Below are 23,971 nucleotides of genomic sequence, written 5' to 3' on the forward strand. Positions count from 1 at the left end.
TTGACGCTTACACCCAACAAATTTGGGCAAAATCTTCTTAAGTTGACACCAATGGTGGAAGCCGTGCCCCTACAGTAAAATTTATATTTAGTTGTGTGATTAATATTTATTAATTTTTTCGTTCTCATCTGACCCGAAATCGGAATTTTTTGCTCTGTATATAAAGCATATGGTCAGAATTATTTTTATATGAAATTAGATTTAACTAAATTTTATCAAGCGTGCGATCCCAGCAAAACCCTTGTGGTGGGGAATGCTGAGGATCGGCAATACTATATTGATTTCTCCTCGGTGCGCGGTGGCAAAATTATTGCAGAGTTAGAAAGAGCGATCGCAATTTACTCACCAGATAAGCCAACCTGCCAACTGTTTACAGGTCATGTCGGCTGCGGTAAGTCCACAGAATTGCTGAGACTGAAAGCCGAGTTAGAGCAGGAAGGGTTTCATGTAGTGTATTTCAACTCTAGCCATGATATGGACATGGCAGATGTTGATATTACAGATATTTTATTAGCGATCGCCCGTGAGGTAACTGAAAGCCTAGAAGCGATTAAAATCAAACTGAACTCAGGATATTTTGTAAATTTGTTTCGAGAAATTGCCGAGATTTTACAAACACCAATTGATGTCACTGATGTCCAGTTTTCTATTCCTGGTAATATTGCTAAAGTTACAGCTAAAACTAAAGATAGTCCTAGGCTTCGCAGTCAGTTAAGATACTTTCTAGAGCCACAAACAAATCGGCTTTTAGATGCAATTAACCAGGAAGTTCTTGAACCTGCCATCAAAGAACTTAAGTGGCAAAATAAAAAAGGATTAGTAGTAATTGTTGATAATTTAGAAAAGCTACATAATTCTACGAAACCCTCAGGGTCTAGTCAGGCAGAATATTTATTTGTAGACCGGGGCGAACAGTTAAAGCAATTAAATTGTCACCTAGTTTATACAATTCCCCTGGTCTTGATTTTTTCTAACGTCTTAGGAAGGCTAACAGATAAATTTGGCGTAGATCCGAAAGTTTTGCCGATGGTTCCCGTACAGCTAAAAGATAATTCGGAATTTTTCCAAGGTATCGCTCTGCTGCAACAGTTGGTGATGGCGAGAGCTTTTCCTGGTGTTAGTTGGGAAATCAGCCGCGATTTAATTACCCAGGTTTTTGATAGTCCTGAAACTTTAGAACACCTGTGCAGAGTTAGTGGTGGTCATGTGCGAACTTTGCTGATGCTGCTGCAAACTTGTCTTCAGAAAACAGATAATTTACCTATCTCCTGTGACTGCTTGGCAAGTGTGATTAAGCAACGTTGTAATACGCTAAAAAATACAATTAGCGATGATGAATGGGACTTATTGCATCAAGTAGTTCAAGAGAAAAGCTTAAAAGGAGATAAAAGATATCAAAGTTTAATCCACAGTATGTTTGTCTTTGAATATCGCTATCAAGATGATTTGTGGTTTGATATAAATCCAATTTTGGCAGAAGCAGAAGAGTTGCAGTGATGACTAATTCACACCAAATAGAAAATTTCGCTGCCGATAACGAGCGTTCATTGCAGGCGCTAGTGCGAGCGATCGCTCTTTCTCAAGGACAATTCTCGCTAATTTTTTTACGTTGTAACTACGCAGTTTTACGTAAGCGCATAGTGCAACGTCTGCGGGAACTAGCAACTGTCGAGATTCGAGAGTTAGTTCTACCTGAGTCTGTCAAAACTCTCTACACCAGCATTCAGGCAGAAATTGCTTGCGAGCAGCCACAAGCATTGATGGTATTTGGTCTAGATTCAGTTAGCGATATTGATACTGTACTAACTTCTACCAATCAAGTTAGGGAGGAATTTAGCAAGAATTTTCCCTTTCCCTTATTGTTGTGGGTTAACGATCGCATATTGCAAAAGCTGATTCGCCTGACGCCAGATTTCGAGAGTTGGGCGACAACAATTGAATTTGAACTAACTAGCGATGAATTACTTCAGTTCTTACAACAAACAGCAAATGATGTAATTGCTAAAGTTATAGAAGTAGGTGCAGACACATTTGTAGACAATGCAGCCCTAAATTTAGGGATTGGTTCATCTCGTCGCTTTGAGTTGGAGTCAGCCTGCAAAAATTTAAAACGTCGTGGTGTCAGTTTGCAGCCAGAGTTAGAAGCCAGTCTAGAGTTTGTTTTGGGACGAGATGCTTGTAACTCAATGGAACAATCTCTAGAACACTATAAAAGAAGTTTAGCTTTTTGGGAAAAATCTAGTCGCCCAGAATGGCAAGGGTGTTTGCTATTTTGCTTGGGTCTTTGGTGGCTGACATACGCCGTGCTACACCGTTCCCAATACGAGCAATACTGTACTATATCCAAAGACTATTATCAGCAATCAATTAAAGTATTCCAAAAGGCTAACCGTCCCGATCTAGAAGCAAAGTTTATCAATGCTTTAGGCTTCGTTTTACAAAAATTAAGCCAGTGGGATGAGTTGGAAGATATTGCTAAAAGAGCGCAAGATTTACATCAACGCTATTTTAATCCCATCCGCCTTGCTTATACTTATGGTTTGTTAGCCGAGGTTGCACTAGCGAAATCAGCTTGGCAGCAAGCACAGCAATATACTGAAAAAGCACAGCACATTCTAGCAAATGCCGCAGAGCCAGCCCTGAATTATTGTTATTTAGAGCAGAGTACAAGTTTAGCTCAGGCTTGGCAATCTCATGGCGGTTGGTATTTATTATTATTGGCTCAAGCACAACAGCATCTCGGTCAAATTTCTGAAGCAATTAAAAACCTAGAAACTGCGAGAGCCGAAAGTAAATCTGAGTATAATCCACCAGTTTACATTCGGATTTTAGAAGAATTGCGATCGCTTTATTTTACACAAGGTCAATATCTCAAAGCTTTTCAAATCAAACAAGAAAAACGTCAGATTGAACATCAGTATGGTTTCCGCGCCTTCATCGGTGCAGATCAACTACCACTAAAGCAACAGGTAATTAACTCGGCACTGCTACCATCTACCCAGTTAACAAATAACTTAGAAATTGGTACTTCGGCTCGTCGTCAGCAAGAAGTTAATTACTTAATTAAAGAAAGAATTTCCCGGAGTGATCGCAAACTGATAGTAATTCACGGTCAATCAGGGGTGGGTAAGAGTTCGATGGTAAATAAAGAGTTATTACCAGCCCTAGAAGATCCGATTAGTCAATATAAAACTTTGCCTGTAGTGCAGAAGTTTTATACAAATTGGGTAAAAGAACTAAGTAGTGCTTTAGCCGATGCTTTAGAAAAGAAAGGCATGAGCTTACCTGCAACTCTCAATTCAGTCGAAGATATTATTACCGAATTGCGAGACCATAAAAATCGCAATTTACTCACAGTTTTAATTTTCGATCAATTTGAAGAGTTTTTCTTTGTTTGTACCGAACCAGCTCAAAGACGACCATTTTATGAATTTTTGCATACTTCTTTGAATATTCCCTGTGTAAAAATCATTTTGTTACTACGGGAAGATTATTTACATTATTTGTTAGAGTGGGAGCGTCTGACCAATCTAGATATCATTAATAATGATATTCTGAGTAAAAATATTCGCTATTCTTTAAAAGAGTTTTCGCCAGAAGATGCCAAATTAAATATCGAGAGTTTAACGGCGCGATCGCATTGTCACTTTGAGCCTGCGCTAATTGATGCCTTAGTACGAGATTTAGCTGGAGATTTAGGAGTTGTGCGTCCCATCGAATTACAGATTGTCGGAGCGCAACTTGAAGAAGACAACATAACCACCCTCAAACAATATCAACAACTTGGTTCTAATTCCAAAGCAAAACTGGTTGAGCGTTATTTAGAACAAGTTATCCAAGACTGCGGTCTAGAAAATAAAAGAATTGCGCAACTCATTTTGTTTCTATTAACAGATGAAAACGGCACCCGCCCCCTTAAAACTCGTGCTGAGTTAATAGAAAAGATAGACACAGCTGGTTTGCAACTAAAAGCCGAGCAATTAGATTTAGTTTTAGAAATTTTAGTGGGTGCAGGTTTTGTATTTCGCGTCCGAGAACAACCTGCCGATCGCTATCATCTAGTTCATGATTATTTAGTCACGTTTATTCGCCAACAACAAGAACCTGAACTATTAGAAGAACTGAAGCTGACTAAGTTTCAAGAAAAACAAGAACGCAAGCGAGCAGAGATAGCAGAAATTGAAGCTTTGAGTGCCCTTTCTCAAGCATTGCTGCTATCGCACGACCAGCTGGAAGCATTAGTCGCGGCTGTTCAAGCCGGGAGAAAATTACAAGAGATACATGCACTAGTAGATATCAAGCTCAAGCAAAAGACGGTAGCTAATTTACAACAGGCAGTTTACGGAATTCAAGAGTGCAATCGCTTGCAAGGGCACACAGCTAGAATTTTGAGCGTGAGTTTTAGTCCCGATGGTCAAACGATCGCCTCTGCCAGCGAGGACAGTACAATTAAACTCTGGCAACGTGATGGTACTTTAGTTAAAACTCTGCAAGGGCATAGTCTTGGTGTTAATAGTCTGAGTTTCAGTCCTGATGGGCAAATGTTAGCTTCAGCAAGTACGGACAAAACAGTGAAACTTTGGCGGCTTAAAGATACACAATTGCTAAGTACCTTTACAGGGCATACAGACTGGGTTTTGAGCGTGAGTTTTAGTCCCGATGGTCAAACGATCGCTTCTGCTAGCGATGATGACACAGTCAAACTGTGGAATCTGAACGGTACAGAAGTGCGAACCTTACTAGGGCATAGTGCTAGAGTCAGGAGCGTCAGTTTCAGCCCTGATGGTAAGATCGTTGCCTCCGCCAGTGATGATTGTACAGTCAAGCTGTGGAATCTCAACGGCACAGTCATCCAGACCTTACTCGGACATAGTGCTAGGGTAAGGAGCGTATGTTTTAGTCCCGATGGCAAAATAATTGCTTCCGCCAGTGATGACAAGACGGTTAAACTCTGGAACCTCAACGGCACAGAAGCGCAAACCATACTCGGACATACCGATAGGGTAAGAAGCGTAAGTTTTAGTCCCGATGGGCAAACGATCGCTTCCGCCAGTGATGATAGTAAAGTTAAACTCTGGAGCCTTGATGGCATTTTACTCAAAACTTTAAAGGGACATCGCGCTAGAAGCAGGAGCATCAGTTTTAGTCCAGATGCAGAGTTACTTGCCTCAGCGAGTGATGATAGTACAGTTAAACTTTGGAGTCTTGAGGGTATAGAAAAGCCAACTCATCAAGGTCATAGAGCTAGAGTCAGTTGGGTGAGCTTCAGTTCCGATGGGCAGTTGCTAGCTTCCGCCAGCGAGGACAAAACAGTAAGATTATGGAATAGTGAGGGCAAAAGAATACAAACATTTCGCGGGCATACTGACTGGGTAAGGAGCGTGAGTTTCAGCCCTAATGGACAGATGGTAGCTTCCGCCAGTGAAGATAAAACCATCAAAATCTGGAGTCTGAATGGAACTTTGCTCAAAACTTTGAAAGGGCATAGCGATCGCGTTAGAAGCGTAAGTTTTAGCCCCGATGGCAAAACGATCGCCTCATCCAGCGATGACCAAACAATCAAACTTTGGAACTTAGAAGGCAAAGAAATCTGCACTTTCCACGGACATAGCAATTGGATTTGGAGCGTGGTTTTCAGCCCGGATGGTCAAGCGATCGCTTCTGCCAGTGACGATCGCACAGTTAAACTCTGGAATTTGGCAGGCTTAGAACTGTGTACTTTCCACGGTCATCAAAATTGGGTAAGAAGCGTGTGTTTTAGCCCAGATGGAAAAGCGATCGCTTCTGCCAGTGACGATCAAACAATTAAACTCTGGAGCCTGGATGGTAGAGAACTGCAAACCTTCCAAGGACATAGAGATGCTGTCAACAGTGTAACTTTTAGCCCAGATGGTAAATTGATTGCTTCTGCCAGTGATGACAAGACAGTCAAACTTTGGAACTTAGAAGGCAAAGAGATTCAAACTTTTCATGGACATAATCACTGTGTCAATAGTGTCAGTTTCAGTCCAGATGGTAAATTCATCGCCTCTGCTAGTGATGGTAAAACTGTCAGGATTTGGAAAATCAACCATGTAAATGCTCCTACAGAGCTAGATGCGCTTTTGGTGCGCGGTTGTCAGTGGCTACATCCTTATCTAACAACTAACCCCAATATTAGCGAGAGCGATCGCCATCTCTGCAATGATATACAGCAGAATGCAGGATTTAGAATCCAGAACTCAGAAGCAACACAGGCTTGATGAGTGAGTTTGAAACTGAGGATCTGTACTCGCATTCCTTGAAATCCGCTGTAACTTCTCAAAACAGTAGCTTGTAAACAGCTTGTGGAGTGAAATTTAGACTTTAGTCGAAACCGCTGGCAGCTTGACAGGTTGTAATATTGGTGAATTCGGAATGTGGTGGCATTAAGAAAATCGCATAGCCAAGAGGAATAGTGAGATGAGCGAACGCATGGTTGGGCGAAAGAAAGCAGGTACATCCACTTTTTCAAATCCATCGCTTGTCTCACCAACAACTCCAACGCTGGCAAACCCAACCAGCGGTTTTGGAGTAACAAATCATGCTCCAGTCCAAACAGCAACTGAGGTATCAACCGAGTTTCAAGAAGCGCAGTTTACTAGCGAGCAATTATCAGAACCAGATGTTATCAAAGAAAAACCTCTTGGTCACGACATTAGTCGAATATCGCTGTTTCGTTCACAGGCAACATTCTCCACAAGTCAACTAGAAAAAACTCAACAGCCGCTTACCCCAGAAGTAGTGCAGCGTAAATGTGCTGCTTGTGAGCAGGAAGAGGAGGAACTGCAACGCACAACAGACGCTACGGTAATTCAACGAGATCAAACCAGCATACCACCTGTTCCCAATTACCAACTCTCACCCCCTTCACTGCTGCAACCTCCCGACCCTGCTTCACGCTATGGGTTGGGTATGGATATGCATTTGCAACTCGATCCGCAGTTGCAAGCAATGGCAATGCAGTATATCCAGCAGCAGCTAGATCCGGCAACGGTTCTACCTGCACTGAACCAGATCGATTTAGGAGTGTTATCAAATCAAACCAGCCCTAACACACCAAATCCATTTGCAACCCCAACGCCACCGCCTGCTTCGCCACTTGTACCTGCGGGTGCGGGGCCGGAAACTCCCCGAACTGCTACAGCCGGAGATTTGCTGTCAGCGATTATGGCTGTGCCTGGAATTGATAGGGCTGTAACTTCATTACAAACCCAAGCAAGCGATCGCATTTCTCAAGACTGGGGAAGATTAAGAACTGGCGAGCAAGTTGCTGTGGTCAGCACTACTGTATTGATTGGTGCAGGCGCATTAGCAGGTGTACTTTCCGATCCCAACGCTCGCCAATTCGCACTAGATAAATTGAATGGCAAAACCATACCTGTACCCGGATTGAAATGGTTGCGTTTAGAGATGAATACAGGCGGCGACAACTTAATGTTAGGGATGCACGTTGATGTCGGACGCTTGTTACCACCCAGTTTAGGATTTGGGCCATCTTCTCCTAGTGCGATTGGCGGGCCGCCCCAACCTGAGATTCAAAGAGTTGCAGATGTTCCAGAAGTAAATTCTGAACCATCGATTGGGCAGCGCATTCAACAAGCAGCATCTAGCGGTGGTAGCAGTTTAGACAAAGGCGTTCAGCAGGAACTAGAGCAGAGTTTAAATACTGATTTATCTGGAGTCAAGATTCACACTAACACTGAAGCCGATCGCCTGAATCAATCGGTAAATGCGATCGCCTTTACTAGCGGTCAAGACATCTTTTTTAGCGCGGGTAGTTATAACCCCAGTTCTTCTGAAGGTCAGCATTTAATTGCCCATGAAGTGGTACATACAGTGCAGCAAGCCAACGGAGCAGTAGCAGGGACGGCTACAAATGCAGGCGTTTCCATCAGCGATCCGTCAGATGCCTTTGAACAGGAAGCACAACAGGTAGCCGATCGAGTCATGCGAAAGCCAAAAGAGGCGAACGCAACTCAGCAATCTCAGCCAGTATCTCTAACTCACAATTTCAACAAGATTTCGATTCTTGCCAAACATCAGCCTAATGATGCTGCAAACCTTACAGATGAGAGCCAACAGCCAGCACCTTTGAATGCTGCTAACTCAACAGATAATCCTGTCAACATTCCTAAAATTGCAACTGAAGAAAAGGTGAATGATACTGCTGCATCTCCTAAGATTTCTCCAAAAACTACTCCTGAGGAGGCAAATTCTAACGCCGCACCTCAAGCTGCTGAAGTGAAACCAGTAGCTAAATCAACTTCAGAGAGTAACAAGGGAGAGGCTGTATCCGGGGCGAAAGAGACTATACCCAGTGGTGGCGACATGGGAACTACGCCACCGCCAACCCCCGCATTGGATACCAGTAGTTCTGAAGGACTGCTGCAATCTTTGGCAAATACGCCTGCTAGTGCCTTTAGTCAGGGTTTGACAACTGCCAAAGCTGCGAGTGCGCAAATTCAAAACCAAGAAAAAGCCACCTTGGAGACTAGTTTTCCGGAGGTCGATCAGCCAACAGGTTTACCACGTAAAGCTGGAGCGAATAAACTTCCAGCAGCCACCTTAGAAACGGGTCAAGTTCCCCAACCCAAAGTTACTGGGGGAGGAAATCCAACTCAGACTGCTGATACGCAGCATGAAGTAGCTCAAGGCCCGTTACCAGGTAGTCAAGTTTCTACAGCTGCTTCCGAACCAAAAGATGATGAAGGTGGTAGTTGGTGGAATTGGCTATTTAATCGAGTGCGTAATTTTCTTGGCTCTCTACCAACGAGCGATCCGGGTTTATCAACATCAGCAGGTCCCCGCGAGCGAGTTGACCTGAGTGGAGAAGCCGATCCCAATCAGAATTTACAGTATCAACAAGAATCAGATCGCGAAGTTAGTAGTCGTAAGACACAAGCCGACGCCGCGACAACCGCAGATTTTGGCGAGAACAACATTTTCCCCACTCTACCAACTCAAAAGCTCCGACCGAACTATAAACCAACTGCTGCTCAAGGGGCAAAAGGTGGTAGTGCTTTGAATCCGCCTGCGATCCCAGATGATATGCGGATGGGCTTAGATCGAGATGCTTCTCCTTTCCTGCAAGGAAAAGTAAACGAGCAGCTAGAAGAACATCGCTTGAATCAAGCAACGTATCAAAAGGAATCTCAACAGGCGCGTGCAGACGGACAACGTCGGATTGCCGAAGAAACTGAACAGACGCGACTCAAGCAAGAAGGAATGCGACAACAGGCGCGGACTGAGGTAAATGCAGAACGGCAAAGATGGCAGGATGAAAACCTGAAAATTCAAGAGAAATATGCTTCTCAGTCAGATGCGAAGCGCTTGGAAATCGATCGCCAAATTCACGAGAAAGTTCAGACCACAGAACAACAAGCCGATCAAAAATTTACAGAAGCAGAAACGAAAGCTGATGCTGAACGCCAAAAAGCAGAAGCGCAAGCAGCAGAGAAAAAACGAGAGGCAGATAATAGACCTCGCAGTTGGTGGGATCGAGTTAAAGGTGCTGTATCAGATGTATTTGACGGCATTCGCTCGGCAGTGAATGCCATCTTTGACGGTCTGCGCAAGATTGTTAAAGGCATCATCGATGCTGCTAAAGCAGCTGTGCGCATACTAATTGATGCGGCAAGAAGTGCGATCGTTGGTCTAATCAAAGGATTTGGGGAATTTGTTAAAGGTCTAGTTAGTGTAGCCTTATTTGCCTTTCCCGAAGCCGCCGCCAAAGCCAGAGCATGGATTGATGACAAAGTAGACAAATCAGTTGATGCTGTCAACGCCGCAGCTGAAGCCCTAAAACGCGCTACAGATGCGATTTTAGATGCAGTTGGTTTAGCCTTAGATACAGCGCTGTCGGTAATTCAAGCTTCCTTCAACTTAATGCTTGATGGACTAGAGTTTCTAGCAAAACTTCCCTTCGAGGCGATCGCAGCTTTAGCAAAACTCTGGGAGTGGTTGAAAGAACACAGTCATTTCTTAGAAGGAGCGCAAAAACTCTATGATGACCCCAATTCGGTAATTGAAGGCATTAAAGCAGCTTTGGGTGAAAAGCTTGCGGAAGTTCCCGGCCAAGCTTATGCCTCAATTGACGCTGAAGGGCAAAAGCTAGGAGGATCTGCCCAAAAACACATTAAAGGCGTTTTGCGCCATTTAGACAAGGCACTGGAACACCTCAAAAATCACTGGTGGGAAGAAGTCAAAAAAACAGGCTGGAACCTACTGTGGCCTTGGCCTGCGGTTTGGAAAGATTTGAAAGAGATTTGGGCACAAATCAAATTAGGTGTTGCTAGCGCCAGCAAGCTAGAAATTAGCAACGCCATTGACTGCTATCTCAAAATGAGTCAATTGATGAATGGCGTTTTAGGCAACCTTTACGGCTGGTTCTTTATTGGCTCAGTCTTGATTGGCGCTATTATTGGTGCTTTCTTCGGCGGTGCGGGTGCGCTCCCTGGAGCCTTAGCCGGAGCTGCTTTTGCAGGTGAAGTTGGACAGGGATTAGTGATTGCCTTGGTAGCAACCGAAGGAGCCGTAATTGCCAAATCTGTATATGACCTTAGTGCTGGAGAAAATACCCCGCAGCAAGACGAAGAAGACTACAGTCACATTGCTGGCAGTACTTTAACACTCGCTATTACCGGAGCGCTCATGCTCATTGGCGAGCTTGCAGCTAAACTAGCTAAATCTATCTGGGAGGGAGCTAAAGGCTTATTTAAGGGTGGTGAAGCACCCGAAGTTAAAGTTGGCGGCGAAGTACCAGAAGCCAAAGTAGACGCCCCTGAAGTCAAAGGCGAATCTCCCGAAGTCAAAGGCGAAACTCCTGAAGCTAAAGGCGAAACACCAGCAGAAAGTAGCGATCGCATAGTTGCTAAAGAACGAACACCTGACGGAGAGCATGAAATTAAAGTCACTGACGACGGCAGAGTTTTTGTTTGTACAACTTGTGAAGAAGTTGCGAGTAAATACCATCGGGAGTTAAAACAAGATGCTAATAGCAATCTTGCTCAACAGCTTGAAGATGCAATCAAGAAAACCGATCCTCAGGAAAAAGCTAAACTAGCAGGAGAAATTGAACAACAATTACGTAAGAAACGCATCGATGAACTAGCAAAAGATCCAGTTAAAGGTGATATTCCCGCAACACGCGCAGAGGCTGAGGCCATAGCACAAGCAGTAGATGAGGGCTTTCTCCAAGGTCAGCCACGCCGCCCAAATGTCAAAGCAGGCGAGCCGAATTTAGACTGTATTTTGGAAGATGCCAATGGTAAAACAATTGGCTACGCTGATGTTAAGACTCCTGTAGATCCAAAGATTCGCTCATTAGCGGATCAAGTTAACGATGTTGGTGGAAAGATAAATAAATATACTTCTGATATTCAAGTAGTTGTCGATCTGAAAAATATTCCATCTGCCGATAAAGCAGCTTTTAAAGCTGATGTACTTAACCAAGTCACTGATAAAAGTCGAGTTTATTTTGTTAATGACAAGTAAAATATTTTTTTTATAACCGATATGGAATTACAAATTTTGACAAAAGGTGAGTTAGATGAAAAGTTAGCATTGCACCATATATGGCTCACTAATTTTGTACGGCAACCTGAGACATCTATCAATCAACTATCTTTGTTAGATACGTTACTGTCAAATCTGCAATATTCTAAAGCAAATTTTTCTTGTGCCCAACTTGTTCGATGTATTATTCGCGATTCAAGTTTTGAAGAATGCGATTTTTCCTATGCACTACTAATTGATAGTATTATCCAAAACTGTGATTTTATTAATTGTAGTTTTATAAAAACAGACTTGAGATCGGCAAATTGTAGGTTTGCAAATTTTTCTAATAGTAATTTTACTAGAGCAGATTTTACAGATGCGAATTTGCAAGGAGCAAACCTGACAAACTGTATTTTAGATGGAGCTTGGCTAATCAGAACTAATTTAGCTAATGCTATTCTCGATCGTATTCAATTACGAGATGCTAAACTTGCCGAAACCAAAATATAGAATTGTTAGTAAACAACATCCTACTTTAAAGAACAAAGGTTTTGCGGTTGCGATCGCCTGCTACCATATCAAACAAACTTATTCTGGTAACTCCTCAATTAGACATAAATAGCCTCTAAGGCTTGTCTGTCCTGCTAATATCTAGAGGTGAAGCGTTGTTTTATCTCTACGAGCGACCGTTTGATTAATATTTAGGGGGATTAGGAATGAGGGAGAAGTAACTAATGACAAATGAAAACTGATAAAAAATGAGCAAATCAATCATTTACATGGGATGCTGGTTGATTGATTAGTGAGATTTGCAGATGTCTGTTGTTTCTGGTGTAACTGTTACTGTTCCTGCCACCACTGCTAATTTGGGGCCTGGTTTTGACTGCATTGGTGCAGCTTTAACGCTTTACAACGAAATGAAGTTCACTCGCCTTGATGAAGGCGGGTTAATTATTCATGTCACGGGTGAGGAAGCTGAAGGGGTACAAACTGATGAGAGTAATCTTCTTTATCAAGCTTTTGCCAAGTTATTTCAATATATAGAGCAGATACCACCAAGTGTAAAAATTGAGATTCAGCTAGGTGTACCGTTGGCGCGGGGTTTGGGAAGTTCGGCTACAGCAATTGTGGGTGGGTTGGTTGCGGCTAATCAACTGGCTGGGGAACCTCTCTCGCAGTTACAGGTGATGGAATTAGCGATCGCAATGGAAGGACATCCTGATAATGTAGTTCCAGCTTTGTTGGGGGGATGTCGTCTGGCTGCTAGTAGTGGCGCGGGTTGGGAAATTTGTGATGTACCTTGGCATGAAAATGTTGTACCAGTGGTGGCGATTCCTGATTTTGAACTTTCAACTCAGGAGGCGCGACGGGTTCTCCCAACAGAGGTAAGTCGTGCTGATGCAATTTTTAATACGGCTCATTTGGGTTTGTTATTACGTGGCTTGGCAACTGGTAAGGGAGAATGGTTAAAGACGGCTTTGCAAGATAAGTTGCATCAGCCCTATCGCAAAGCTTTGATTCCTGGTTACGATGCTGTGAATATGGCTGCTGTTGCTGCTGGTGCTTATGGCATGGTAATTAGTGGTGCAGGGCCGACACTTTTGTCTTTAGCGGATGCAGAACATTCCCAATCTGTAGAAGCGGCGATGAGATCTGCTTGGCAACAAGAAGGAATTACAGCTGTTGTGCGATCGCTTTCTCTGGATAACCAAGGCGCAAGAAGCACCAAACAAGGATAAACAAAAATTATGCAGCAGATTCAAGCAGAAATAGCAGCGCTTCGCCAACAAATTCAGGTTCTCCAGCAAGAACGTGCTGCTCTCACTATTAATAATGTAGTGGCGAGCGAAAATAATTCACCCATTGCCATAGCTGACGCTTACCGTCGCTTTGCTAGGGAAAATCCCCAATTAGCTGTGGAACTCAAAGGAATTGATGATGCGATCGCCGCCTTAGAATTTCAACTCCAAAAAAAACAAGCTGAGTTAACACGTTGGCAAATTGACTCCAAAGAACTTACCCTACAGCAGCAACTAGAGGAAGCTAGAAGCGTGGCGCAGGTTCATGCTCAAAGCATTAATCAACTCGCAGGAGAACTAGCAACCGAAATCCGCCTGCTGAAAGCTTGCGCCGATCACCTCAGTCCCATATATTGGCAGGTTTATTACAAACCATTCATTACCGGGTTCAAGACAATCTCAGTTCCTCATGTCCGTTCAGATGGTGAGGTTTGGACGATTGTTAACCGCATTGTTTAACCCCAACCGCCTCAAGACTAGGAATACTGTTCACAAGCCTCCCCTTAATAATGCTGTGAGTGACCACTCACGATAATCTTCTATATCTTTACAGCATAGGTTGGTTCTTATCACAGACAAATATCTAGCTTTAACTGGTGGCATAAGCCGCCTTTTTTATTGATTTCTAGCCTCCAACCGAGATTTTTATCTCAGCCCAAGAAAAATATTCAACCGATATTGACGTTGCAAAACTTTACAATTAAAATGGTGGACGGCAAAAATGATGAGTATTTATCTCTATTAAAATCTTAAGATTTGCCATCCTAGGGATAAATTACGTTTACAAAAGTACAAATTTGTTAATATACTGCAATTAAAAGAAAATTGTAAACAGATCGTAACAAAGTGATGAACACTATTGAAATCCCTTGGCTAACAGCCATAATTCTCTTGCCGCTGATGGCATCCCTAGCCATTCCGCTGATTCCAGACAAAGAAGGCAAAACCGTCCGCTGGTATGGTCTGGGAGTAGCACTAGCAGACTTTGCCCTAATGATTTATGCCTTTTGGCATAACTACGACTTCCACGATTCAACCTTCCAACTTGTAGAAAACTATCCTTGGGTACCGCAGTTAGGTTTGAATTGGTCTTTAGCAGTTGACGGTTTATCAATGCCTTTAGTGTTACTGACCGGCTTAATCAACACCCTCGCAATATTCGCGGCTTGGAAAGTTACCAACAAGCCGCGTTTATTTTATGGATTAATGCTGGTGATGTACAGTGCCCAGCTTGGCGTGTTTGTTGCCCAAGATTTACTATTGTTTTTCTTAATGTGGGAAATCGAGTTAGTACCTGTGTACTTGCTAATTTCAATTTGGGGTGGACAAAACCGCCGCTACGCCGCAACTAAGTTTATTCTCTACACTGCTGCCGCATCAATATTTATTCTGGTAGCTGGTTTTGCAATGGCATTCTCTGGAGATACCGTCAGCTTTGACATGGCGACTCTGGGAATGAAAAATTATCCCAAAGCATTTGAATTATTAGTTTACGCAGGATTTTTAATTGCCTTCGGCGTAAAACTGCCAATTTTCCCTTTACATACTTGGCTACCTGATGCCCACGGTGAAGCATCTGCACCTGGTTCCATGATTTTGGCTGGTGTGTTACTGAAGATGGGTGGCTATGCACTAATCCGCTTCAACATTGAAATGTTACCTAATGCCCATGTTACCTTTGCGCCAGTGCTGGCAATCTTGGGTGTTGTAAATATTGTCTACGGTGCTTGTTGCGCCTTTGCTCAAACTAACCTCAAACGTCGGTTGGCTTACTCTTCAATTGCCCACATGGGGTTTGTGTTGATTGGGATTGCTTCCTATACAGAAATCGGGATCAGCGGCGCTGTTCTCCAGATGGTTTCTCACGGTTTAATTGCTGCTAGCTTATTCTTTTTGTCTGGCGTGACTTACGAACGTACCCACACCTTGATGATGGATAAAATGGGCGGTATGGGTAAAGTAATGCCCCGCACATTTGCTCTGTTTACAGCCGGTTCAATGGCTTCTCTAGCTTTACCAGGAATGAGTGGCTTTGTTGGTGAATTGATGGTGTTCCTGGGTATCGCCACCAGTGATGTTTACAGTTCTAGCTTTAAGGTTGTAGTTGTACTGCTGTCAGCAGTGGGCGTAATTTTGACTCCGATTTACTTACTGTCGATGTTGCGCCAAGTGTTCTACGGTAAGCAAAGCGAAGAGTTACATCTCGATAAATTCATCCCTGATGTTAAACCCCGCGAACTGTTTATTACTGCTTGTCTTTTGGTTCCTATCATCGGTATTGGCTTCTATCCCAAGTTAATCACCCAGACTTATGATGTCAAAGCAGTAGAATTAGCTGCTCATGCTCGCCAAGTTCTACCAGTTGTTGCTCACCAGCAACCATCAAGTCTCTACTCGCGTTTATTTAAAGCTCCAACATTGGCAGCTTCTCCAGTTGAAAGTTTGGTTAATATTTCTGAGTAATTATATTTTTCACTAAGGGTGCTACAAGTAAATTCTAAATAAGAGGGGAATATAGAGGTGGTTGCAAAACCACCTCTAAAATTTTGCCTAGAAACAGCAGTGATCGCACTAGCTATTCTCCTCAAGTAAAATGTGAGCGATAGTGCGATCGCATGATCTCATGAAAAAAGCCTACTCACAGAAACTACAATTTCACTAAAAGCTAGTGGTGTAATTATTCCTTCGGCAATAGTATATTCTTCCATGTACTGACCAGCTTGAGGGTTGCGGAACACAATCGTTTGCTTGCTAGATAAATCTAAAACCCAATATTCCGTAATCCCAGCCGTTGCATAAATCGCCGCTTTGAGTTCCAAATCTTTCTTTAAACTGGTGTTGGCAACTTCCACAATCCAGAATATATCACCAGAAGCAGGATGCCGATCGCTGTAGGATGATTCAGGAAGTCGAACAATTGCAATACCAGGTTCTGGTTCGGAGTTGGATAGTGTAATCGGCCCATTAAAACGCACATCAGCTTTCCCTGACAGCAATTCTTCTAAATATTTTGCGCCTCGTTTTGCTGTGGTGTAGTGAATTGGCGTTTCTGGACTCATTTCTATAATTTCGCCTGCTAGCAATTCTACATGACGATCGCGCAGAATGCCTGCCTCAATCATGCGATGATAGTCGTCTATAGACCATTTAGCCAAAGTCTTCATAGCAGAATTGCTCGCATTCTTGTGATAGACCTAGTTTGATTTTATAGTTAATTGCATATTCAAGGTTTTTTGCGATCGCACTAGCTATTCTCTTCAAGTAAACTGTAAGCTATAGTGCGATCGCTTTCACCCACAAGGGCATTTTATCTACGACTGCGAAAACCCTGTTGTCCATTAACTGGGTCAAAGAGTACATCGTATTTGTCGAAAAATGCAATCCCACTATTCACAACCACAGGATTTTCAGCTTTTGCAGAGATATTGATGTTCCACGAATTAAACCCGTCACGATTTCCCGGTGTTAGGCTATAGTCAAAAATCCCAGGAATTGACAGCTTCACAGCATTTTCTGGGCGTAATCTGCCTGGTTTGAGTTTACCTACTAGAGAAGCAGACTTAACTTCCGTAAAACCGCTACTCGTTCCAGTATCAGCGACCATTTTAATATTACAGCTATTGTTCAAGGAACTCCCAGAAATAGTTAAACAAACTCCGTTGAACCGAGAGTCCCACCTGTTACCGGGTATACCGCTAATCACAGGTTGTTGGCTTAAGGAAACCATTTTGAAACCTTCTCGATTATTGAGTGTCAATCCGAGAATCAAGGTACTGTTTTTGTTACTATCGCTATTACCAGTTACGATAAATCCATTACTAAGATTTCCTGGTAGTTTGCGCAATGGGTTATAGGGAAGTGCTTTCTCAGAATAGTTAACACCGATAATACCGGAGAATGGTGTACCACTTTTTGCAGAGCAGTTAGGTTTTTGGGCAATACATTGGCGACTGGTAACGATTTGCACGGGAACAGGTTCTTCTGTGAAGATGAAACCCATCCGCATAGTGGTGTACACTAACTCTCCTTCTAGGACAGTCCCATCATTTAAGACTTCTTTGATAATTTGACCAGTTTTCTTGATGGGAGCATTGCCTAAAAATTCTTTTGGAACTCTTAGCCCAGCCGAACCTGTATCCATTAATAAACGTTTAGGCTGTCCACCTGCTATTGCTACTTCCATAAAATAGCCACGCGTCCGTTGACCGACTGAACCTTTTGTATACAAAGGAACTGATATGGTATTAAAACTGGGCTTGCGGGCTGTAAATTGGGAAGTATCGCGCACAGCCGGATTAGCAAAAAGTTCTAGAAATCCGGCCTGTCGCTGTTCTACTGGTTCGGGTGCATAGTCCCAAAGGCTTTCGTAGTAGAAAAAGGTGGCTCCTAAACCGCGTTGTTTCGCCGCCCGTACTTGAGACTGAATTTGTTGCATAGAAACTGGGCGATTTCTCAACCCAGCCATAATACCGATACCAGTAGGTATTAATTGTTGTGTTTCTAGAAGTTCTGGGCTGGTAAGTTTACTGTAAAAACTGTCCAAATCGTTACGGTAAAGCTGGACAACAAGCTCGTCTACAACACCCAATCGCACCCAGTTCAGCCAGTCTTGGAGTTGATATTTATAGGCAAAGTCGTAGTAATTGGGAGAAACAGAGAAAATGGCATTGGGTTTTCTGGCTTTCACAGCTTGGTTTAGCTGAATCATAAAGGCTGTGATTTTATCTGCTCGCCATTGCTTCCATGCTTGGGCGTGAGGATTGGGCGGAGGAGGGCTACCAGTTTCTTGAGTATATAAGTTAATTGTGTACTTGTCGTAGCCAAAATCAACAGGTAAACTCATGTGATCGTCAAATTGGATACCATCAGCGTCATACTGGGTGATGATTTCCATGACGAGATCGGTAATAAACTTTTGTACTTCTGGGTGAAAAGGATTAAGCCAAGCCACCTCACCCGCAGCCGTAATCGAAGTTTGGGTTCCATCTTGCTTTTGCGTCAGCCAATCTGGATGGTTTGATGCTAGTTCTGAAGTGAGGGGAGCCATAAAACCAAACTCAAACCAAGGTATGGCGAGTACTCCTTGACGACGGGCTTGAGTAACGATGTCTGCAATTATGTCGTGTCCCTCTTTACCTTTAAAGAAAAAAGGGATACCCGCTTGTTTTGCGACTGCGCTGGGATATTTGGGATAACCATCATTCCAAACTACTGGATAAATAGTGTTAAAGTTCAAACGACGCAGTTGAGTAATTGCATCTTGAAGTTTAGCGCGATCGCTCAAGATGTCAAAATCATTATTAGTCAGCCAAACCCCGCGAATTTCTTGAACCGCTGACTGTGATAGTTGAGCCGTTGCAGGAGTGAGGTTATGCAGCAGCAATACTGTAGCAAATGCGATCGCAAACAGAACTGGGAACAGGCGCTTAATTGACTGCCAACCTAGACGCATAAAAGGCAATTGCATAAGTATGGATAATAAGTGAGCTAACCAAGCGTTAAATTGTATACTTTTGTGATCGCATTGCGTTCTCATTACTGCCTAAATATTTATGCTTAGAATTGAGGTTAATTTATAACATTCCATGCAAACATTAAATTACTGCGCCAGGAAAACTGATGCAGATTTAGCTGAGTCAGATAATTGACGCAGCTAGTGAGTGATTAGTGCCAACAATACCTAAGCCACAATCTGATACGCTAGCTACAAGTGTGCATTTCAAGCTACGGGCGTTTCTTTCCGTCTTTGCATGACGGACACTTTCACGCCACTTGCTACTCTGCAAAAAGCAGCCCTCTGGACTTCTACAAGCCGGGAAACCCTAACACAACTGTCCTCTTGTGCATGAGATAAAAAATATGGTTTATTTAAATGAACCACCGATAAACGAGGCATTACGTTGCGGGGTTCCCCCCGCTACAGCAGATGCCGCGCCGATAGTTTTTTCTTAATGGGCTTATTATTTACAGTATTCTTGAAGAAGATTTATAGCTAGCTCAAAATTATTAGGTTGAGTTTGTACTGCATAAGCTTCTCTTTCTAAATCTTGTCTGTGGATATCAGTGTAGCGCAGAAAAAATGGTCGAGCATAATTAATGGGTTGAATATTTAACCCTAAAGTTTTTATTTTACCTTTACCCGCACATACTTGTGCTGCATGAACAGATTCATGAATGAGAGTTTGAGTAGCGATTTGCAAATCAAAGACTACGGGATTAATCCAAATTTTTTTGCTACGCTCTTCTAATAAACCATAAGCTCCTCGCCTTGGTGGCAGATGAATTAGTACCTGAAAACCAGATTTTTCTAACTTATTTTTCAAATTTATAAATTGTTGTTCATCAGCTGAGGGTTGAGCAACTAGTAATAAAGAACTTAATAAAACAATTTCTAGCATATAAATCAATACAGTTCCTAGTATAGTACGATGGGCAATGCCCACCAAAACCCAGATAGAGTTGGCAGCTTCCGACATCACCACTATCGTAGTTCACAAAATACCAAAAGCTCTTTGTAAAAACCAAAATAAGCTAATAACTAATGCAGGCAGATAGAGAGCAAAGAAAAATTAATTTCACCCAAACATCAACATGTGCGAAATGAGGAAGTTGTAGTTTGGGAATGGGATTTAATGATAAATGGAGAAATTTATCAAATGGCGAGCGCCTTTACTCTTCTCCCAACACTATACTTCAACTATAAAATTAATAAGGTTATTTGTTATTTGTAAAAACTTCTTTTGATGATAAAGTTATTGATTGAAGAATGCCCAAGCCAAAAACCTCTCCGTATAATATAAAGCTAATTGATTGCTTACTCCATTAAAAACGGCATCAAAAGCATGTTCAGCCCAAGGTATTTCTAATAAAATTGCAGTTTCACCTGAGTTATGTAAACGTTCATACATCTGCCTACCAAATCTCGCTTCTACTAAATGGTCGCGACTGCCGTAAACTAATAATGTTGGTGGTAAAGAACCGATTACGTAATTAATTGGTGAAGCAGTTTGATACTTTTGAGGTAATTCTTGCGGCGAACCACCGAGCAAAGCTTTTAACACAGCCTGGGTATTAATTGGGTCAGGTCGTGGCGGTGTATTATAGCCTTCAGTTAAGTTCACTGGCCCGTAATAGCTTACCACAGCACGAATCGGTAGCGTATTTGGTTGATAAGCCGCTAGCATTGCAAGGTGTGCGCCAGAGGAGCGTCCCAGAAGTACCATGTTTTCTGGATCTGCTTCATATTCTGCTGCGTGTTGACGAATAAAATTTAAGGCTGTACGCACATCATCCAACTGCGCTGGAAACCGATATTTGGGTGCGTGTCGGTAATCAATTGCAAATACCGTATATCCACGAGCCGCCATATATTGATTAAACTCAGGATTAGCGCTGGGGTTGCCACTTTGCCAAGCTCCACCATAAATTACTACTAGTGCTGGATATTTCCCTACTTCTGGGGGTTGGTAAATTTCCATATCTAAATCAACTCCCGCAGGCGTAGCAAATATAATCTCTGTTTTGTGGCGTATTTTTCCCAGTGGAATACCTCGGAAGCTATTAACTAAAAAAAAGGGATGAGTTTGCATTTTAGTGCTTACTTGAGGTGGGATCTGTGCTAAATAATTTTCACCTAACCCTTGTTTCATTGCTTTCGTCATCTGCATTTGAGTTGGTGAAATGTTGATTAATACTGAACTACAAATAAGTAATCCTATTAAGCTAAAAATGTAGGCTAGGCGTTTTAGTTGATGCTTATATATACACAAACAAGCTATTAACAAAGATAGTAAATTTGATATAAATAGCCAAGGACTGACTTCTGGCGCTCCCACTCCTAGAGTAAGTAAAAACATATTAGGAGCCGAAATTATAATCCAGGAACTGAGAAAAAAGCTGGTGAAGCTCAGTAACAGTGACAAACAGGATAAAATTATTTTGTACCTATAAGACATAACTAGATTTATTCTACAAACACCATAATCAATCAATTTTACAGCAGCTTGATGAACTCTAATAAAAATAGTTCTTGCAATACCACTGTTAAAATCTACGACATTGTTTTAAAATATTATGACACTGTTCTTAGTTTGCAAATTGATAAATTTAGCTCTTTAGATTCCAGAATTATGAGAAAAGGTAGGAATCTTTTTTGTCACCAGCCGATTAATTTAAATTTTTAAACTTTATTACCCTGTATAAATGGACTTTAAACAAACAGCAAATCTACAATTAACTCAAATGAAATATTGGCGTGAAATTATAGCTGTAACTCAGCGGATTTTAATTGAACTATTGCGTCGCAGACGCAGCTTAATATTTTGGAGTATTTTTCCCATTTCTGTATTAATCCTCAGCGGATTTATCTTAGCAGAACGGGCAAAGCTACCCATAAATGCTGCTTTTGATTATGCTGCGCCCTCAACTTTAGTAGGTGCGGCAATGTTTTTTAGTTGTTTGGGTGGAAGTGTCGCTACTGTAGTTGCAGAAAGAGAACAGCAGACTCTCAAACGTCTGTTTCTTTCTCCCTTAAATGGCACTTCCTACTTCTTGGGCATTTTTCTAGCTCATAGTTGCATTGCTCTAGGTCAGACATTGTTAATTTATACTATTGCCGCTTTTTGGGGTGCTAGATTTAAGGGTTCTATTCTGTTAGGATTGATAATTATTTTAATAACTATCATTTCCTATGTCGGTTTAGGTTTTATTTTAGGAACACAATTAGCTCGTCGGATTGAAGATGTCAATGCTTTAGTAGCAGCATTTGGTGTGCCTTTATTAATTCTTGGTGGAGCTTTTTTACCTGCTGCGCTTTTCCCTAAAACTCTAATTAATATCGCTAAATATAATCCAATTTATCATATGAATGAGGCTCTTGTAGGAGTTTCAGCTAAGGGTGAGGAAATTAGTGAGATTGCATCACACTTTTGGTTTTTATTAGTCTTTGCTGTAGTTATGGTTGCTTGTGGATGGCTATGTTATCGACGAATGTTAATAGTAGAAAGGAGATTGTAAAATTTAGAAAGAAGAAAAGCCAGCGCGTTGTGGTGAGATCAATGGTGTGCGAGGGTTTCCCTTCGTTGCAATAACTAACGTAGCAGAAGAAAATTTCTATAACATTCTCGGTTTATGATTTTCAAAAAAGACATTTCTGCGCTCGCACTGTACTTCTTTGCTCTTTGCCTTTATTCAGTAAACTGAAAAATATGCTGACAATTAAAAATCTCAATAAATCTTATGGTACAAGAAAAGTTATTCAAAATTTGAACTTGCATATTGACTCAGGAGAAATTTATGGCTTAATTGGTGCAAATGGGTCAGGTAAGACAACTACAATTAATATTATTTGTAATTTACTCAAAGCTGATAGTGGTGAGATTAAGATCAATTATGAACTAGTTGCAGAATCTACAAAAAAGCTAATTGGGGTTGCGCCTCAAGAAAATTTACTTTATAAAAGTCTATCTTGTGAGGAGAATCTCAAATTCTTTGCTGATATTTATGGAGTAACTCGGAAGAAACGCCAGAAACTAATAACAGAAACTCTAGTAGCTGTAAACTTATTAGATAGAGCAAAAAATCCGGTAGAGACACTCAGTAGTGGGATGCAAAGACGGTTAAATATTGCAGTAGCTTTAATACATCAGCCACAGCTAGTAATTCTTGATGAACCGACGACTGGTTTAGATATTGAGGCGAGATATGAAATTTGGGAGTTGATTCGCCAACTAAAAAATAAAGGAACTACAGTTTTGTTAACAACTCATTTATTAGAGGAAGCAGAGCGCCTTTGTCATAGAATTGGCATACTAAAAAATGGTCATATATTGGCTGAGGGTAGTTTAGCAAAACTACGCACATTAATTCCAGCCCAAGAAATCATCCTAGTGCAAACTGAGTTTGAAGAACAGGCGATCGCAAGAGCCAAAGAATATAATTTTACTCATAGGCGGTATGGTAGCGATTTGGCGTTTTGGTTACCAGAGCCTTTGGAATTAAAGGAAATTATTACACGATTTGAGGGCATAGCTATTAATTCAATCGCCCGTCAGCCTGTACGTTTAGAGCATATTTATATGGAAGTGATGCAACATAATTAGTAAGACCTCAGAATTACAGAAGAGAGGGCTTTTCTGAAGGATTTCTCCTGATTATAATCTTCATACTCAATAATATCTTTGATTGCAGATAAACCTTTATAAATAGCTATCTTGTGTTAATATCCGTTTAAGCACAAGGTAGCGATCACATCTAAATATTCTGTTTAAAACACGTATTCTTTACATTGTCAATTCCTAAATTATCGCTGTTGCACTAACTTTATAGCTTCTATCAAACTTATGCTTGAGTTTGCTCTCAATAGCTTATCAATATGGAATCAAAAAAATAAAATTGAGATATTTTTTTTATAAAGGTTGCATAAAGAGGGCAAATTGTGTAACATCGTCTAAGTAAATTTGTCCGGACAAAAAAAAATCACAGCAAGTTACATCTGTAACTTGTATCTAGGTAAATTTGTCATAGCGAAAAAAGTTTGGGTGAAGTTATAAAGTGTGCATTAACCTAATTGTGCTGATTCAACTGAATCAACATAAGGATAAATTGTTGCATCTCTATATAAGAGGATAATTGGTGATGTTAGCGGATTTTCTGCA

General features: G+C 41.7%; 13 protein-coding genes. 9 read left to right on the top strand and 4 right to left on the bottom strand.

Annotation, left to right across the window (positions count from 1 at the left end; genetic code table 11):
• Positions 1–189 precede the first annotated feature (189 nt).
• From BV375_RS08960 to BV375_RS08990, 7 genes are all read left to right on the top strand, one after another.
• The gene (locus tag BV375_RS08960; RefSeq protein WP_086759547.1) at positions 190–1,497 is read left to right on the top strand and encodes an ATP-binding protein; all 1,308 of its coding nucleotides are present in this window, start codon (positions 190–192) and stop codon (positions 1,495–1,497) included.
• Entirely contained in the window at positions 1,497–6,242 is a 4,746-nt protein-coding gene (locus BV375_RS08965; protein ID WP_086759549.1) for a hypothetical protein, read from the top strand. The genes BV375_RS08960 and BV375_RS08965 overlap by 1 nt, the downstream gene beginning before the upstream one ends.
• A 199-nt stretch (positions 6,243–6,441) precedes the next feature.
• Positions 6,442–11,514, top strand: a complete 5,073-nt coding sequence (locus BV375_RS08970; protein ID WP_086759551.1) for a DUF4157 domain-containing protein — start codon at positions 6,442–6,444, stop codon at positions 11,512–11,514.
• Positions 11,515–11,535: 21 nt separating this feature from the next.
• Entirely contained in the window at positions 11,536–12,027 is a 492-nt protein-coding gene (locus BV375_RS08975) for a pentapeptide repeat-containing protein (protein ID WP_086759554.1), read from the top strand.
• A gap of 305 nt (positions 12,028–12,332) precedes the next feature.
• Positions 12,333–13,256: a homoserine kinase gene (thrB, locus tag BV375_RS08980; RefSeq protein WP_086759557.1), complete on the top strand. Its 924-nt coding sequence runs from the start codon at positions 12,333–12,335 to the stop codon at positions 13,254–13,256.
• A gap of 9 nt (positions 13,257–13,265) precedes the next feature.
• Entirely contained in the window at positions 13,266–13,775 is a 510-nt protein-coding gene (locus tag BV375_RS08985) for a hypothetical protein (RefSeq protein ID WP_086759559.1), read from the top strand.
• A 390-nt stretch (positions 13,776–14,165) separates the two neighbouring features.
• Entirely contained in the window at positions 14,166–15,779 is a 1,614-nt protein-coding gene (locus tag BV375_RS08990; protein WP_086759562.1) for an NAD(P)H-quinone oxidoreductase subunit 4, read from the top strand.
• Between the two features lie 158 nt (positions 15,780–15,937).
• Here the strand turns inward: BV375_RS08990 and BV375_RS08995 are convergent, their stop codons facing one another.
• The 4 genes from BV375_RS08995 to BV375_RS09010 all read right to left on the bottom strand — a co-directional run bounded on the left by BV375_RS08995 (position 15,938) and on the right by BV375_RS09010 (position 21,271).
• Complete coding sequence (locus BV375_RS08995; RefSeq protein ID WP_086759564.1) at positions 15,938–16,480, bottom strand: Uma2 family endonuclease; 543 nt, start codon at positions 16,478–16,480, stop codon at positions 15,938–15,940.
• 143 nt (positions 16,481–16,623) lie between these two features.
• The gene (locus BV375_RS09000; RefSeq protein ID WP_086759566.1) at positions 16,624–18,783 is read right to left on the bottom strand and encodes a glycoside hydrolase family 10 protein; all 2,160 of its coding nucleotides are present in this window, start codon (positions 18,781–18,783) and stop codon (positions 16,624–16,626) included.
• A 493-nt stretch (positions 18,784–19,276) separates the two neighbouring features.
• A complete protein-coding gene (locus BV375_RS09005; RefSeq protein WP_243713887.1) occupies positions 19,277–19,792 on the bottom strand; it encodes a hypothetical protein in 516 nt (171 codons plus the stop codon).
• Between the two features lie 276 nt (positions 19,793–20,068).
• The gene (locus tag BV375_RS09010) at positions 20,069–21,271 is read right to left on the bottom strand and encodes an alpha/beta hydrolase (protein WP_086759567.1); all 1,203 of its coding nucleotides are present in this window, start codon (positions 21,269–21,271) and stop codon (positions 20,069–20,071) included.
• A 286-nt stretch (positions 21,272–21,557) separates the two neighbouring features.
• Here BV375_RS09010 and BV375_RS09015 point away from each other — a divergent pair, with 286 nt between their 5' ends.
• Together BV375_RS09015 and BV375_RS09020 are read left to right on the top strand one after the other, a co-directional pair.
• Positions 21,558–22,331 (top strand): ABC transporter permease, encoded by a 774-nt coding sequence (locus BV375_RS09015; RefSeq protein WP_086759689.1) that lies wholly within the window; start codon positions 21,558–21,560, stop codon positions 22,329–22,331.
• A gap of 191 nt (positions 22,332–22,522) precedes the next feature.
• Entirely contained in the window at positions 22,523–23,416 is an 894-nt protein-coding gene (locus BV375_RS09020; RefSeq protein WP_086759570.1) for an ABC transporter ATP-binding protein, read from the top strand.
• Positions 23,417–23,971 lie beyond the last annotated feature (555 nt).

The sequence above is a fragment of the Nostoc sp. 106C genome, from assembly GCF_002154725.1.
Classification (GTDB): domain Bacteria; phylum Cyanobacteriota; class Cyanobacteriia; order Cyanobacteriales; family Nostocaceae; genus Aulosira.